The following is a 14,352-nucleotide window of genomic DNA, read 5'->3' on the forward strand; positions in this document are numbered from 1 at the left end:
GCGCCGATGGACGGTGCGGCGTCGGGGCGGCCGGACATGAGGTCCAGCGCGTGCTGGGGGTCGGCCAGGACGCCGACGGCGCGGGCGCGGCGTACGTCCAGCGGGTCGGTGTCACCCAGGCCCTTGAGGTCGGCCGCGATCCGGGTCACGCTCTGGTCGAGGAGCTCCGCGTCGGGGGTGTCCAGGGTCATCACGACCTCGGTGGTGGCGGGGGCGGCGCCGTCGCGGTGCAGCCAGACCCCGCGCCGGGCGAGGGCCTCGTCCTCCTCGGCGACAGCGCGGTCGGGGTCGGCGTGCAGGCGGGCCTCGTGGGCCAGCCTGCGGGCGTCGACCAGCCCGATCTTGTCGGGGACGGCGCAGATGAGCCGGTCGGCGTGCAGGGCGGCGTCGAGGGACAGGTCGTGGGTCTCCCGCGAGATCTGCCGCGCCTGCCACACCCGCGGACCCACCGTCAGGGGTGCGTCGTCCAACAGGGTCCAGAGCCGCGGCAGCCGGAACGCCAGCTCGAGGGCGTCGGCCATCAGCTGCTGGGCGTGCAGGAACGGCACCCCCAGCGCCGCGGCCAGCTCGACCGGCGCCTCGGGCGCCACCAGCGGCGCGCCTTCACCGGCCAGCGGTGTGATGGGTGCGGGGTCACCGACCAGCCGGACCTCGCCCCACCCGGCGTGCTCGACCATCCCGTCGGCATCCACCGGCGCGGGGTGGAGCAGCGCCCACTGCAGCGCGACCCGGAGCTGCCGCAGCTGCGCCTCGTGCTCGTCGGCCCGCGCCTCCCAGGCAGCGTCGATCAGACGCACCTTCTGGGAACGGGGTGCCGAGGTCATGGGTTCATCGTAGCCAGTTGCGCCGACACTATCGAACACGTGTTCGACATGTGGAACTGAGGTGAGAGCCCTCTCATCGCAGGCTCACGACCACCTCACCGCCGGCGGCCAGAGTCGTCCTCGTCAACGAGACCCCACGACGAGAGGAACCACCATGAAGCTCATCCCCACCACCGTCCTGGCCCTCAGCGGCTTCACCGCGCTGGGCGTGCTCGGGCTGCAGACCGTGGACGCGACCGCCGGCGAGCGCACCGAGGCGGCGGCGTACGGCAAGCGCGACAGTGAGGTGGTCGAGCTCGCCCTCGTGGACGACGACACCGACGACGACCGCGACCCGCAGACCCGCGACACCACGCGCGACACCGTGACCCGCGACCCGCAGACGCGCGACGTCACCCGGGACACGGTCACCCGCGACCCGCAGACACGCGACACGACGCGCGACACGGTCACCCGCGACCCGCAGACCCTCGACACGACGCGCGACGCCGTGACCCGGGACCCGCAGACGCGCGACGTCACCCAGGACACGGTCACCCGCGACCCGCAGACCCGCGACACCACGCGCGACGCCGTGACCCGGGATCCGCAGACGCGCGACGTCACCCGGGACGACCAGACCCGCGACGACGACACCCGCGACTGAGCGGGCGCAGGACGAGGACCAGGACGGTGTGCGGCGATGACGCGCGACGACAGCTGGGGCTTCGAGGCGGGGGACCAGGTCACCTCCGAGCTGGGCGTGGTCCAGCGGCTGGGGGGAGGTGCCTCCTGCGAGGCCTACCTCTGCTTCGACGAGGTCACCCACGGCCCGGTGGTCGTCAAGCTGCTGCGGCCGGACCGCGTGGGCGACGCCCGCGCGGCCCGGTCGCTCGAGCGGGAGGCCGACGCGCTGCGGACGGTGAACCACCCGGTGGTGGTGCGGCTGCTCCGCGACGGCCGTCAGGACGCCCGACCGCACCTCGTGCTCGAGGCGGCCGACGGGCCGCGGCTGTCCTCGCTGCTGCGGCGGCACGGGCCGCTGCAGCCGGAGCAGTCTCTCCCGCTGGGCATCGACCTGGCGTCGGCGGCGGCGTACCTGCGCCACGTCGGGCACGTCCACCTCGACGTCAAGCCGGGCAACGTGGTGATGGGCGCGCCCGCGCGCCTGATCGACCTCTCGGCCGCCCGACCGGTGGCCGAGGCGGCGGCGCTGCGCGACGTGGTCGGCACCGACGCCTACCTGGCTCCCGAGCAGTGCCTGCCGGGACAGGTCGGCGTGCCGGGGCCGGCGAGCGACGTGTGGGGGATCGGGGTGACGCTGTTCGAGGCGGCGGCGGGCTACCGGCCCTTCGACGAGGGCGACATCGAGGCCGCGGCACCGGAGGCGGTGTGGCCGCAGCTGGTGCAGGCGCCGTACGACGTGCCGCGCGGCGTGCCGACGACGGTGGCGGACGTGCTCCTCGCCTGCCTGGAGAAGCGACCCGCCGACCGGCCGACGCCGGCGGAGCTGTCGGACGCCCTGGCCCCGGCGTACGCCGCCCTGCCGAAGGGGCGGCTCGCCGGTTTCCGGGTCAGGTGATCAACCGTCGAAGCGGTAGCCCATGCCGCGCACGGTGCTGATCGCGGTGGCGCCGAACTTGCGTCGCAGGTAGCCGACGTAGACGTCGACGACGTTGGACCCGGGGTCGAAGTCGTAGCCCCAGACGAAAGACAGCAGCTGCTCGCGCGAGAGGACCTGGCCGGGGTTGAGCAGGAAGATCTCGGCCATCTTGAACTCCCGGGCCGAGAGGTCGACGACGCGGCCGCCCACGGTGGCCTGCCGGGTGCGCAGGTCGAGGGCGACGCTGCCGACGGCGAGCCGGTCCTCGCGACCGCCGGACTGGTCGTTGGCCTGGCGCAGCCGGAGCCGTACCCGGGCCAGGAGCTCGGCGAAGCGGAAGGGCTTGGCCATGTAGTCGTCCGCCCCGCCCTCCAGCGCCGACACGGTGTCGGTGACGCTGTCGCGGGCGGTCAGCACGATGACCGGCAGCGCGCTGCCCTGCGCTCGCATCTGGCGCAGCACCTCGAAGCCGTCGATCCCCGGCAGCCCGATGTCGAGCACGACCAGGTCGAAGTCGCCGGTCAGCACGTAGTCGAGGCCGGTGTGACCGTCCGCAGCCACGGTGGTGGAGAAGCCGTCGGCGGTGAGGCCCTTGGCCAGGAACGAGGAGATGCGGTGCTCGTCCTCGACGATCAGGACACGGGCCACGAGGGGGTTCCTTCCAGGGGGAGGTCGAGGACGAAGCGGGCGCCACCGCCCGGGGCGTCCTCGACGCGGGCGGTGCCGTGGTGGGCCTCGGCGATGGCGCGCACGATGGACAGGCCGAGGCCGAACCCCTCGTCGCCCTCGGGAACCACGGCCCGGCCGAAGCGGTCGAAGACGCGGGTGCGGTCGGCGAGGTCGACACCGGGCCCGGTGTCGGACACGGCCAGCAGCAGGCGGTCGCCGACCACCTCGCCGGAGAGCGTGACGGCGTCGCCCGGACCGGTGTGCTTGACCGCGTTGTCGCACAGCTGGAGCAGCGCCTGGGTGAGCCGCTGCTCGTCGAGGGGCGCCTCGGTGGTGGCGGGCGGCAGCGGGCCGAGGCGCCAGTCGCGCCCGGCCAGGCCGGTGGCCTTGCGGTGCACCTGCTCGAGCAGCGCCGCCACGGGCGTGGGGCGCAGCCGGGCGAAGTCGGGGCGGTCGGACTTGGCCAGCAGGATCAGCTCGTCGACCAGCCGCGACATCCGGTCGAGCTCGTCGAGCAGCAGCTCCGAGGTCTGGGAGATGTCGTGCGGGTCGCGGGGGTCGAGCACCTCGAGGTGGCCGCGCAGCACCGTCAGCGGGGTGCGCAGCTCGTGGCCGGCGTCGTCGAGGAACTGCCGCTGCGAGCCGAACCCGTGCTCGAGCCGCGCCAGCATGTCGTTGAAGGTGCTGGTCAGCCGGGCGATGTCGTCGTCGCCGACCACGGGCAGCCGTCGCGAGAGGTCGGTGGCGCCGATCTCCTCGGCCGAGGCGTGCAGCGAGCGCAGCGGCCGCAGCAGCCGGCCCGCCTGCAGCCACGCGGCGACGGCGATGAGGAGCAGCAGCAGCACCGACACGGCGGCGTAGGTGCGCATCGTGCTGCGCAGCTCGTCCTCCTCGTCGCTGAGGAAGTTCACGATCACCAGCGCGTCGGGGTCCTCGCCCGCGTCGCGACCCGAGGCGGTGCTGACCGGCTGCACCGTCACGGAATAGTCGCCGATGCCGTCCTGCTCGAGGTCGGCGGTGCCGCCGCGGGGGAGCAGCCGGTCCACGGCGGGGGCAAGCGCCGGGTCGGCGACCAGCCGGGCGCCGTACGCGTGACGGGTGCGCTCCTGGGGGCGGCCCTGCCACCAGCCGACGAGCAGCTCGTCGTCGTCGGGCACGTTGCGCACCAGGTAGGTGCTCAGCAATGCCTCGGAGGAGGTGAACCCCCGCCCGGTGCCGGGGTCGACGCCCTCCTGCTGCAGGCGGACCAGCTCGGCGATCTCCTGGGCGGTGTTCTCGGCCACGATGCGCTTGACCCGCTGCGACTCCAGGGTGTGCACGAGCAGGCCCGCCGCGCCCAGCGCGAAGGCGCTCACGACGGCCACCGACAGCGCGATCCGGGTGCGGACCGACGTACGCCGCAGCAGGGTGCGCAGGCTGTGGCGCGCAGCGGGCTCAGTCGTCGTCCCCGTCGTCGTCACCGTCGTCCCCGTCGTCGTCCGCGTCGTCGTCCCCGCCTGCTCCGTCGTCGTCATCATCCACGGGGGCCGGAGCCGGGGTGACGACCCGGACGTCGTCGCGCCGCTCGGCCCGCTCGGCCCGCTCGCGTCGACGCTCCTGGGCGACCCGCTCGCGGCGGGCCTGGCGCGCCTCGGCCCGCTCGCGCTCCTGCTCCCGCGTCGTCTCCCCGCTCGTCGCCCCGGTCGTGGACCCGGTCGGGTCCGAGTCGTCGACGACGATGTCCTGGCGCGGCGCGGGCGGGTCCACCGAGGAGCCGATCCCGCCGACGGCGTACGCCCCGAGGGGCAGCAGCACCACCAGCACGGCGGCGAGGAGGAGCAGGACGGGGCGGCTCATGCCGGGGAAGCGTGCCGGAGGGAGATGGCGCTCGCGTGAGAGGCGGATGAGAGAGCTCTCATCGAACCCGCAGCCCGCCCGTCAGGACGGACGGGGCGCGCTGTCACCCCCTCTGACTAGGGTGGCGGCAACCGTCTCTCGTGAGGGGGGTCACACCCGTGATCGTGCCGTTCTCCGTCTCCGACTTCCTCGACCGCGCCCTGGCCGTCTACGCCGACCGCGTCGGCGTGGTCGACGAGCCCGACCAGCCCGCCGAGAGCCTCGGCGAGATCAGCTACGCCCGGATGGGCGAGCTGGCCCGCGCCCAGGCCGCCCGCCTCGACCAGCTCGGCATCGGCGTCGGCGAGCGGGTCGCCTACGTCTCCCACAACAGCGCTCGGCTGCTCACCTCGTTCTTCGGCGTCGCCGGCTACGGCCGGGTGCTGGTGCCGATCAACTTCCGGCTCTCGCCCGACGAGGTCTCCTACATCGTGGAGCACTCCGGCGCCCGCGTGCTCTACGTCGACCCCGAGCTCGTCGACTCCCTGGCGGGCGTGCAGTGCGAGCACACCTTCGTCATCGGCGACGACGAGGCGATGTACGCCGAGGGCGTGGAGCCCCAGCCGTGGGAGCACGACGAGGACGCCACGGCCACCATCAACTACACCTCGGGCACGACCGCCCGGCCCAAGGGCGTGCAGATCACGCACCGCAACATCTGGACCAACGCCGTCACGTTCGGCCTGCACACCGGGGTCAGCGACCGCGACGTCTACCTCCACACGCTGCCGATGTTCCACGCCAACGGCTGGGGCTGGCCGTTCGTGGCCACCGGCGCCGGTGCCCGCCACGTCGTGATCCGCAAGATCGACGGCGCCGAGATCCTGCGCCGCGTCGAGCACCACGGCGTCACCGTGATGTGCGCCGCGCCCGCCGTGGTCGCCGCCGTGCTGGAGGCCGCGGAGTCGTGGGAGGGCGAGATCCCCGGGCGCGACCGCGTCCGCATCATCGTGGCCGGCGCGCCGCCGCCGACCCGCACGGTGGCGCGGGTGGAGTCCGAGCTGGGCTGGGAGTTCATCCAGATCTACGGTCTCACCGAGACCTCGCCGCTGCTGACGGTCAACCGCACCCGCGAGGAGTGGGACGACCTGGCTCCCGAGGAGCGGGCGGCCAAGCTGGTGCGCCAGGGCCAGCCGGCGCTCGGCTGCACGCTCACCACCTCGGAGTCGGGCGAGGTCCTGGCCCGCTCCAACGTGGTGCTCGAGGGCTACTGGGAGCAGCCCGAGGAGAGCGCTGCCGCGCTCGCCGACGGCTGGTTCCACACCGGCGACGGGGGCGTCATCGGCGACGACGGCTACCTCACCATCTCGGACCGCAAGAAGGACGTCATCATCACCGGCGGCGAGAACGTCTCCTCGATCGAGGTCGAGGACGCGCTGTTCTCCCACCCCGACGTCGCCGAGGTCGCGGTGATCGGGGTGCCCGACGAGAAGTGGGGCGAGACGATCAAGGCCCTGGTGGTGCGCACGGAGGGCTCCGCGGTGACCGAGCAGGAGCTGATCGACCACGTCAAGAAGCGGGTCGCGCGCTACAAGGCGCCGTCCTCGATCGAGTTCCGCGACGTCCTCGCCCGCACCGCGACCGGCAAGCTCCAGAAGTTCAAGCTGCGCCAGCCCTACTGGGAGGGCCGGGAGCGACAGGTGAACTAGACGCCCGTGGCCACCTACCCACGCATCGAGGTCTCCGTCGACGTCGTGGCCCTCACCGCGGTCGAGCAGGTCCCGCACGTGCTGCTCGTGCGCCGCGGCCGGCCGCCCTTCGAGGGTCGCTGGGCGCTCCCCGGAGGCTTTCTCGAGGTCGACGAGGACCTCGCGCCCGCGGCCGCCCGTGAGCTGCACGTCGAGACCGGCATCGCGCTGCACCCCGACGAGCTCCGCCAGGTCGGCACCTATGGCGACCCGCACCGCGACCCCCGTCGCCGCATCGTCAGCATCGCCCACCTCGCCGAGGTCGCGAGCTTCGTCCACCCCGAGGCCGGCGACGGCGCGGTCCACGCCGCGTGGGTGCCGGTCGCCGAGATGCTGCGCGACGACGCCGAGCCGATGGCCTTCGACCACGCCGAGATCGTGCGCGACGGCGTGCTCTCCAGCCGCTGGTCCCACCTCGCCCGGGAGGTCGCGGCCCCGGGGCCCGCCGAGGACGAGTGGCGGGCCCCCGAGTCCTGGGGCGAGCGCGGGTAGCCTCCGGCGCATGCCGACCCTGGGTGAGCTCACCGCGCTGCTGGACCGCTGGTACCCGCCGCACCACGCCGACTCCTGGGACGCCGTCGGCCTGGTCTGCGGCGACCCGGTCGACGACGTACGACGGGTGCTGCTGGCCGTCGACCCGGTGCTCGCCGTCGCCGACGAGGCGGTCGCGCTGGGCGCACAGCTGGTCGTGACGCACCACCCGCTGCTGCTGAAGGGCGTCCACGGCGTCGCGGCCACCGACCCCAAGGGAGCCGTCGTCCACCGGCTGGTGCGGGCGGGGTGCGGGCTGCTCGCCGCCCACACCAACGCCGACAGCCCGGCCCTCGGGGTCTCGGAGTCCCTGGCCCTGGCGCTCGGGCTGGTCGACGTACGCCCACTCGAGGCCGACGCCGCGCCGCCGCTGGACAAGCTCGTCGTCTTCGCGCCGGTCGCCGACGCCGAGCGGCTGCGGGCGGCGCTGGCGGACGCGGGCGCGGGGCGGATCGGCGACTACGAGGCGGCCAGCTTCACCTCGGTCGGCGAGGGAAGGTTCCGCCCGACCGAGGGCGCGGCGCCGGCCATCGGCGCGGTGGGGCGCGACGAGGTGGTCGCGGAGGTGCGGGTCGAGGTGGTGCTGCCCCGGCACGCGCGGGACGCGGTGGTCGCCGCGATGGTGGCGGCCCACCCCTACGAGGAGCCCGCGTGGGACCTGGTCGAGCTGGCCCCGCGCGACGAGCCCGACCGCGGCTCGGGCCGGGTCGGTCGGCTGCCGGAGCCGGTGTCGCTGCGCGAGTTCGCCGCGCTGGTCGCCCGGGTGCTCCCCGAGACCGCCCACGGGGTCCGGGTGGCCGGTGACCCCGACCAGCAGGTCGAGCACGTCGGGCTGTGCGGCGGCGCGGGGGACTTCCTGCTCGACCGGGCCCGGGCCGAGGGCGTCGACGTCTACCTGACCTCCGACCTGCGTCACCACCCCGCCTCGGAGCTGCGCGAGCACGCGGCCCACGGCACCGGCGCGCCCGCCCTGGTCGACGTCGCGCACTGGGCGGCCGAGAGCACGTGGCTGCCGGTGCTCCGGCAGCGGCTGGTCGACGCGCTGGGCGATACGGTGGAGGTCCACCTCAGCTCGGTCCGCACCGACCCGTGGACGTTCCGGGCCTGAGGCCCACGACCCCGTAGGAGACCCACCGGTGAAGGCCGACCCGTCCGTCCAGCTCCACCTCCTCGACGTGCAGGAGCTCGACTCCCGGGCCGACACGTTGCGGCACCGCCTCGGCTCCATCCCCGAGGCCCGCCAGCTCCAGGAGCTGGGCGTGCGCCGCAAGGAGGTCGACGACGCGGCCCGCGACCTGCGCATCGAGGTCGCCGACCTGACCGCGGAGCAGAAGCGCGCCGACGCCGACGTCGAGCAGGTCAAGGCGCGTCGCACCCGGGACCAGGGCATGGTCGACGGCGGCGGCATCAGCGACCCCAAGGCGCTGGAGCGGATGCTCGGCGAGCTGCAGTCGCTGGAGCGCCGGATCACCTCGCTCGAGGACACCGAGATCGAGGTCATGGAGCGGCTCGAGACGGCCGAGAACGCCCTCGCCGAGCGCGAGGCCGAGCTGGCCGAGATCGACGCCCGCGCCGCCGAGCTGAAGTCGGCGCTCGAGTCGTCCGCCGGCTCGCTGCAGCACGACCTCGAGCAGGTCGAGGCCGAGCGGTACGCCGTCGCGCTCGACGTCCCCGACGACCTGCGCGCCCTCTACGAGAAGCTGCGCGCCAACAAGGGCGGCACCGGCGCGGCGGCGCTGCGTCGCCGCGAGTGCGGCGGCTGCCGGCTGACCCTCAACGCCTCCGACCTCGCGATCATCGCGCGCAAGCCGGCCGACGAGGTCGTGCGGTGCGAGGAGTGCGACCGGATCCTGGTGCGGACCGAGGAGTCCGGCCTGTGAGCAGCGGCGCGCCCTCCCGTGGGTGGGGTCCGCCGTCCGAGCCGACCACCCTGGTGCTGGTCCGTCACGGCGTCACCGACCACACCCTCGGCAAGCGCTTCTCCGGCGGCCTGGCCAGCGCGAACCCGCCGCTCAACGAGGAGGGCCGCGCCCAGGCGCTGGCCACCGGCGAGTGGCTGGCCCCGCTGGCGGACGACTTCGACGTGGTCGTCAGCTCCCCGGTCCGGCGTACGCGTGAGACGGCCGAGATCGTCGCCGAGCAGCTGCGGCTGGAGATCGAGGTCGAGCACGGCATCGCCGAGATGGAGTTCGGCTCGTGGGACGGGCTGTCCTTCGCCGAGGTCCAGGAACGCTTCCCCGACGACCTGAGCGCCTGGCTCGGCGACCTCGACGCCGCGCCCCACGGCGGCGAGTCGATGCGCACGGTGCAGCAGCGGGTGCTCGAGGGCCGCGACCGCATCCTGGAGAAGTACGCCGGCCGCACCGTCGTCGCCGTCAGCCACGTCACCCCGATCAAGGTGATCGTCGCCGAGGCCATGGGCGCCTCGCTGGAGGGCGTCTACCGCATGGAGCTCGGCCCCGCCTCGGTCACGGTCGTCTCCTACGCCACCACCCCCGACGGCGAGGTCCGTCCCTACCTGCGGCTCTTCAACGGCCGGCCCACGCACGTCTTCGGCTGAGGGCCGGGCTCCCCTCAGACCTCCCGGACCACCACGTCGAGGCGGGTGCCGGTGGCCGAGGGCTGGTCGGTCTCGACGTGCCAGCCGAGGTCGCGGAGCGCGTCGGCGAGGCGGGCGGGGGTGGTGGGGTTGGCGCCGGCGGTGAGCAGGGCGGCGACGAGGCGGCCCTTGGTGGCCTTGTTGAAGTGGCTGACGACGCTGCGGCGGCCGTCCTGCTCGTGCAGCACCCGGACGGTGGCGACGCGGGGTGCGAGGTCGGGGGTGGGACGCCAGAACGCGGCGTACGTGCTGGAGCGCAGGTCGACGACCAGGCCGCGGCCGGCGGCCTCGAGGACCGCCTCGCCCAGCACCGGACGCCACAGCGACGCGACGGGACCGAGCGGGGGCAGGCGTACGCCGCCGGCGAGCCGGTAGGACGGCAGCCGGTCGCCGGGCCGGACGAGCCCGAACAGCGAGGAGGTGACCGCCACCTGGCGGGTGGCGCGGCGGCGGGCGGCGGCGTCGAGACCGGCGAGGTCGAGGTGGTCGTAGAGGACGCCGGTGTAGAGCGCGTCGGCGCGGGTCGTCGGGGCCGCGCGGAGGTCGGCGTCGCGGCGTACGTCGTCGAGCTGGGTCGGCCCGAGGCCGAGGACGTCGGCGGCGTGGAGGGGGTCGCCCGCGCACAGGTCGACGAGGGCGTCCAGGACGCGCTCGCGGGTCGGGGTCAGGCCGGGGAAGGAGAGCGTGCTTAGGTCGAGGGGCTTGCCGCGCCGCGGCACCGACTTGCCCTCCGAGGGCGGCAGCAGGATCAGCACCGCGCCAGGGTAGGGGGAGCCCCGAGGCAGCGCGTACGGTGCCCGAGCAGGGTCGTGGACGTCGAGGAGGGGAGCGCCGGTGGGCACTCGGGTGCTGCGGGTCGAGCGGGTCGACGGGGTCGAGGACGAGGAGCTGCGGCGCGGGCTGGAGGCGATCCGGGTCGAGCAGGAGCTTCCGGCGGAGTTCCCCGAGGAGGTGCGGCGCGCGGCCGAGGCGGCCGCCCGGGCCCCGCGGCTGCCCGACCTCGACCGCACCGACCTCGAGCTGATCACGATCGACCCGCCGGGGGCGCGCGACCTCGACCAGGCGATGCACCTCGAGCGCGACGGCGACGGCTACGTCGTGCACTACGCCATCGCCGACGTGATGGCGTTCCTGTCGCCCGGTGACCCCGTCGACCTCGAGGCGCGCCGCCGCGGCGAGTCGCTCTACGGCGCCGACACCAAGGTGCCGCTGCACCCGCCCGTGCTCAGCGAGGGGGCGGCCTCGCTGCTGCCCGACCAGGTGACGCCGGCGTTCGTCTGGACCCTCGCGCTCGACGCCGCCGGCGCGGTGACCTCCGCCGAGGTCGTCCGGGCCCGCGTGCGCTCGCGCGCCCAGCTCGACTACGCCGCCGTGCAGCGGCAGCTGGACGGGGCCGACCCCGGGGGCACGCCCGGCCTGCTCCGGACGGTGGGCGAGCTGCGGCTGGCGCAGGAGGCGGCGCGCGGCGGCATCTCGCTGCCGAGGCCCTCGCAGGAGCTCGAGCGGCGCCGGGACGGCTGGCACCTGGAGTTCCGGCAGATGCTGCCGGTGGAGAGCTGGAACGCGCAGGTCTCGCTGATGACCGGCTTCGCGGCCGCCGAGATGATGATCGCCGCCCGGGTGGGGGTGCTGCGCACGCTGCCCCCGGCACCCGACGAGGCGGTCCAGCGGCTGCGGCGTACGGCGAGGGCGCTGGGCGTCGACTGGCCGGCCGACCTGCCCCACCCCGACCTGATCCGCACCCTCGACCCCGCCCGGCCCGAGCACGCGGCGCTGGTGGTGGCGGCCACCTCGCTGCTCCGCGGCGCGGGGTACGCCGTGATGGACGGCTCGCTGCCGGAGCAGACCGAGCACGCGGCGCTGGCCTCGCCGTACGCCCACGTGACCGCCCCGCTGCGGCGGCTCGTCGACCGCTTCGGCCTCGAGGTGTGCGCCGCGCTGACCGCCGGGACGCCCGTGCCCGACTGGGTGCGCGAGGCGCTGCCGCAGCTGCCCGATGCGATGGCCGACTCGGGGCGTCGCGCCGGTGCCTACGAGCGGTCGGTGCTCGACCTGGTCGAGGCCTTGGCCCTGGAGGGTCGGGTCGGGGCGGAGTTCGCCGGCGTGGTGCTGGAGGCCGAGAAGGACGGACGCAAGGGCACCGTGATGCTGCGCGACCCGGCCGTCGAGGCCCCGCTGCGGGCGGCCGAGGGCAGCACGCTGCCGGTGGGCGAGGAGGTCACCGCGACGCTGACCGAGGCCGACCCCGTGACGAGGCGGGTGCGCTTCAGCTGCTGAGCGCGCTCCGGTGCGCCGGGAGCGTGATCGTGAAGCTGCTGCCCTGCCCGAGCGCCGACCGCACGGCGACGTCGCCGCCGTGACGCTGCACGATGCGCTGCACGATGGCCAAGCCCAGGCCGGTGCCGGGCTGGGCGACGGCCTCGGGGTTGGTGGAGCGGAAGAACTCCGAGAACAGCTGCTCCTGGTCGGCCTCGGAGATGCCGATGCCCTCGTCGTGGACGGCGAGCACGACCTGGTCCTCCCGCTCCCCGGGCGCGACGACGACGCGGACGCCGCGGCCCTCGGGGGTGTACTTCACGGCGTTGCTGACCACGTTGATCACCACCTTGTCGAGCTCGTCGGCCTCGCCCCAGGCGTGGACCGGCTCCGCGGGGAGGTCGAGGTCGACGCGCAGCTGCTTGGCCTGGGCCGACAGCGCGGTCATCGCCAGCGCGTCGTGCACCAGCTCGACCAGGTCGACGGGCGTGGGGGCCAGCGGCTTGGCCGTCTCGCCGACCTTGCGCAGCAGCAGCAGGTCCTCGATGACGCGGCTCATCCGGCGCGAGGCGCGGGCGATGGCGTCGAGGGAGAGGCGCGCCTCGGGCGCGATCGGCAGCGTCTCGGACTCGAGCATCTCCAGGTGGCCCCACACCGTGGTCAGCGGGCTCTTCAGCTCGTGGGAGACGGTGGCGATGAGCTGGCTCTTGTAGGTGTCGAGCGCCTGCAGCTCGGTGACCAGCTCGTGCTCGTGCTCGAAGGTGCGGGCGTTGAGCGCGGCCCGCCCCAGGTCGTGGCCGATGTCGAGCAGGGCGGCGGTCTCGACGTCGCTCCAGGGACGCGACGGGTCGCTGCGCATCAGCACGATGCTGCCCAGGCACTCGGGTCCGGCGCCGAGCGGCACGAACACCAGGGAGGCCATGCCGATGCCGCGGAGCAGCTCCACCACGTGGTCGAAGTGCTGGGTCGACATCGGGCCGGGGACGGCGTAGGTCTCACCGACCGTCATCACCTCCTGCTGGTGCCAGCAGAAGTGCGCCGCCTGCTCGGCGAACTCCACGATCGCCTCGGGCAGCGAGTCGCGCAGCTCCTCGGGCAGGAACTCCGCGCCCGAGCGGCCCTCGGCGGTGACGGTCTTGATCCAGACCTGCTGGGCCGAGAAGCCGTCGAGCAGGGTGCGGCGGCTCTCGTCGAGCAGGCCGTCGAGGCTGAGCTGGGCGCTCGTGGTGCGCACGATCTCCTTGACCGTGTCGGCCATGGCGACCTGCTCGAGGAACGACTCGCGCTCCACGGCCGAGAGGACCGCGCGGCTGGCCAGCCCGGCGAAGCGCTCCAGGACGCGGCGGCGCTCGGCGTCAGGGCGGCGGCCGTCGATCGGCTCGTCGATGGCGAGGGTGCCGCGGAGCTCGCCCTGCGCGTCGTACAGGGGGGCGACCAGCATGTCGAGCGGGTGCCACGCGTCGGGGTCGTCGCTGACCTCGACGTCGGGCACGACCCAGCCCCCGCCCGCGTGGTCGCCGCGCTCGTGGGGCACGAACTGCAGGCGACCCCAGTCGTCGGCCAGCTCCAGCTCGTCGAGCATCGCCTTGGCCGGGATGCGGGTGCCGATCTCCTCGGGCATGCCGGTGTCGATGACCAGCTCGAGGTCGTCGCCGCGGCGGATCCGGATGGCGGCCACCGAGAAGCCGGCGACCGCGACGACCCCGTCGGCGATCAGCTGCAGGTTCTCCAGCAGCGTGTCGGGCACGCGGAGGTCGAGCGACCGCGCACCCACGTGCGTCTGTGACTCGTCCATGGGACCCCCCTCCCTCGGACCAGGGTAGGCCGCTGTCGACAGGTTGTTGAACATTTGCGGATAATCGTGATGAAAGCGGTGGAACTGCCCGCTCCGTCGTACGACGCGCCGGGGTGGCCTATCCTGTCCCGGCGGACGGGCTGGCCGGGCGACCGCGTCGTGCCGGGAGACCGGTCACGTCGAGGAAGGTCCGGGCTCCACAGGACGAGGTGGTGGGCAACACCCACCCGGGGCGACCCGCGGGACAGTGCCACAGAGAACAGACCGCCACCGCCGGCTCGCCGGCGGCGGCAAGGGTGAAACGGTGGTGCAAGAGACCACCAGCGCGGCGGGTGACCGTCGTGGCTCGGCAAACCCCACCTGGAGCAAGACCGAACAGCGAGTGCCCGAGGGCGGTCCGCCCGAGCTCGCGGGTAGGTCGCTGGAGGCGGTCGGCAACGGCCGCCCGAGATGGATGGTCGCCAACCGTGGGCGTCGCGAGGCCCCACGGCGAACAGAACCCGGCCTATGAGCCAGCCCGTCCGCACCCCGGT

At 74.2% G+C, this 14,352-nt stretch carries 13 protein-coding genes, 1 other RNA gene and 1 pseudogene; 9 read left to right on the plus strand and 6 right to left on the minus strand.

What is annotated here, in order from left to right; translation table 11 throughout:
- Nucleotides 1-824 (minus strand): annotated as a pseudogene (locus ASG49_RS18875) (hypothetical protein); the annotation flags it as partial.
- 154 nt (nt 825-978) lie between these two features.
- Here ASG49_RS18875 and ASG49_RS05395 point away from each other — a divergent pair.
- Entirely contained in the window at nt 979-1,470 is a 492-nt protein-coding gene (locus ASG49_RS05395) for a hypothetical protein (protein WP_056538044.1), read from the plus strand.
- Between the two features lie 36 nt (nt 1,471-1,506).
- Entirely contained in the window at nt 1,507-2,385 is an 879-nt protein-coding gene (locus ASG49_RS05400; protein WP_056538045.1) for a serine/threonine-protein kinase, read from the plus strand.
- Here the strand turns inward: ASG49_RS05400 and ASG49_RS05405 are convergent, their stop codons facing one another.
- Genes ASG49_RS05405 through ASG49_RS05415 form a run of 3 tightly spaced genes read right to left on the minus strand, consistent with a single transcriptional unit; the run spans nt 2,386 to nt 4,911 of the window.
- Nucleotides 2,386-3,054, minus strand: a complete 669-nt coding sequence (locus tag ASG49_RS05405) for a response regulator transcription factor (RefSeq protein WP_056538047.1) — start codon at nt 3,052-3,054, stop codon at nt 2,386-2,388.
- Complete coding sequence (locus ASG49_RS05410; RefSeq protein ID WP_156384194.1) at nt 3,039-4,535, minus strand: HAMP domain-containing sensor histidine kinase; 1,497 nt, start codon at nt 4,533-4,535, stop codon at nt 3,039-3,041. The genes ASG49_RS05405 and ASG49_RS05410 overlap by 16 nt, the downstream gene beginning before the upstream one ends.
- Nucleotides 4,510-4,911 carry a hypothetical protein gene (locus ASG49_RS05415; RefSeq protein WP_056538054.1) on the minus strand — a complete coding sequence of 134 codons (402 nt, stop codon included), beginning with the start codon at nt 4,909-4,911 and terminating at the stop codon, nt 4,510-4,512. Before ASG49_RS05415 ends, ASG49_RS05410 begins: the two co-directional genes overlap by 26 nt.
- A gap of 164 nt (nt 4,912-5,075) precedes the next feature.
- Between ASG49_RS05415 and ASG49_RS05420 the strand changes: the two genes are divergently transcribed.
- From ASG49_RS05420 to ASG49_RS05440, 5 genes are read left to right on the plus strand one after another with little or no spacing between them, the layout of a single operon-like run.
- Nucleotides 5,076-6,599, plus strand: a complete 1,524-nt coding sequence (locus ASG49_RS05420; protein WP_235561912.1) for an AMP-binding protein — start codon at nt 5,076-5,078, stop codon at nt 6,597-6,599.
- A 6-nt stretch (nt 6,600-6,605) separates the two neighbouring features.
- Nucleotides 6,606-7,130, plus strand: a complete 525-nt coding sequence (locus ASG49_RS05425; protein WP_056538059.1) for an NUDIX hydrolase — start codon at nt 6,606-6,608, stop codon at nt 7,128-7,130.
- A 10-nt stretch (nt 7,131-7,140) separates the two neighbouring features.
- On the plus strand, nt 7,141-8,277 hold the full coding sequence (locus tag ASG49_RS05430; RefSeq protein ID WP_056538063.1) for a Nif3-like dinuclear metal center hexameric protein: 1,137 nt from the start codon (nt 7,141-7,143) through the stop codon (nt 8,275-8,277).
- 28 nt (nt 8,278-8,305) lie between these two features.
- Entirely contained in the window at nt 8,306-9,049 is a 744-nt protein-coding gene (locus ASG49_RS19265) for a zinc ribbon domain-containing protein (RefSeq protein WP_235561913.1), read from the plus strand.
- The gene (locus ASG49_RS05440) at nt 9,046-9,729 is read left to right on the plus strand and encodes a histidine phosphatase family protein (protein ID WP_056538067.1); all 684 of its coding nucleotides are present in this window, start codon (nt 9,046-9,048) and stop codon (nt 9,727-9,729) included. The genes ASG49_RS19265 and ASG49_RS05440 overlap by 4 nt, the downstream gene beginning before the upstream one ends.
- A gap of 14 nt (nt 9,730-9,743) precedes the next feature.
- Here ASG49_RS05440 and yaaA read toward each other — a convergent pair whose 3' ends face one another.
- Entirely contained in the window at nt 9,744-10,523 is a 780-nt protein-coding gene (yaaA, locus tag ASG49_RS05445) for a peroxide stress protein YaaA (RefSeq protein WP_056538069.1), read from the minus strand.
- A gap of 79 nt (nt 10,524-10,602) precedes the next feature.
- Between yaaA and ASG49_RS05450 the strand changes: the two genes are divergently transcribed.
- Nucleotides 10,603-12,045, plus strand: coding sequence for an RNB domain-containing ribonuclease (locus ASG49_RS05450; RefSeq protein ID WP_235561914.1), 1,443 nt, complete (start codon nt 10,603-10,605; stop codon nt 12,043-12,045).
- Here the strand turns inward: ASG49_RS05450 and ASG49_RS05455 are convergent.
- Nucleotides 12,035-13,819, minus strand: coding sequence for a GAF domain-containing sensor histidine kinase (locus tag ASG49_RS05455; protein WP_056538074.1), 1,785 nt, complete (start codon nt 13,817-13,819; stop codon nt 12,035-12,037). The two genes, ASG49_RS05450 and ASG49_RS05455, sit on opposite strands and share 11 nt — an antisense overlap.
- Before the next feature lie 136 nt (nt 13,820-13,955).
- Here ASG49_RS05455 and rnpB point away from each other — a divergent pair.
- An RNA gene (rnpB, locus tag ASG49_RS08130) (RNase P RNA component class A) lies at nt 13,956-14,343 on the plus strand.
- Nucleotides 14,344-14,352: the final 9 nt, after the last annotated feature.

This window comes from Marmoricola sp. Leaf446 (genome assembly GCF_001424755.1).
Taxonomy (GTDB): domain Bacteria; phylum Actinomycetota; class Actinomycetes; order Propionibacteriales; family Nocardioidaceae; genus Marmoricola.

Coding starts and splice junctions, on each gene's coding strand:
- ASG49_RS05395 (WP_056538044.1), top strand. CDS start 979: ATGAAGCTCATCCCCACCACCGTCCTGGCCCTCAGCGGCTTCACCGCG.
- ASG49_RS05400 (WP_056538045.1), top strand. CDS start 1,507: ATGACGCGCGACGACAGCTGGGGCTTCGAGGCGGGGGACCAGGTCACC.
- ASG49_RS05415 (WP_056538054.1), bottom strand. CDS start 4,911: ATGAGCCGCCCCGTCCTGCTCCTCCTCGCCGCCGTGCTGGTGGTGCTG.
- ASG49_RS05430 (WP_056538063.1), top strand. CDS start 7,141: ATGCCGACCCTGGGTGAGCTCACCGCGCTGCTGGACCGCTGGTACCCG.
- ASG49_RS05455 (WP_056538074.1), bottom strand. CDS start 13,819: ATGGACGAGTCACAGACGCACGTGGGTGCGCGGTCGCTCGACCTCCGC.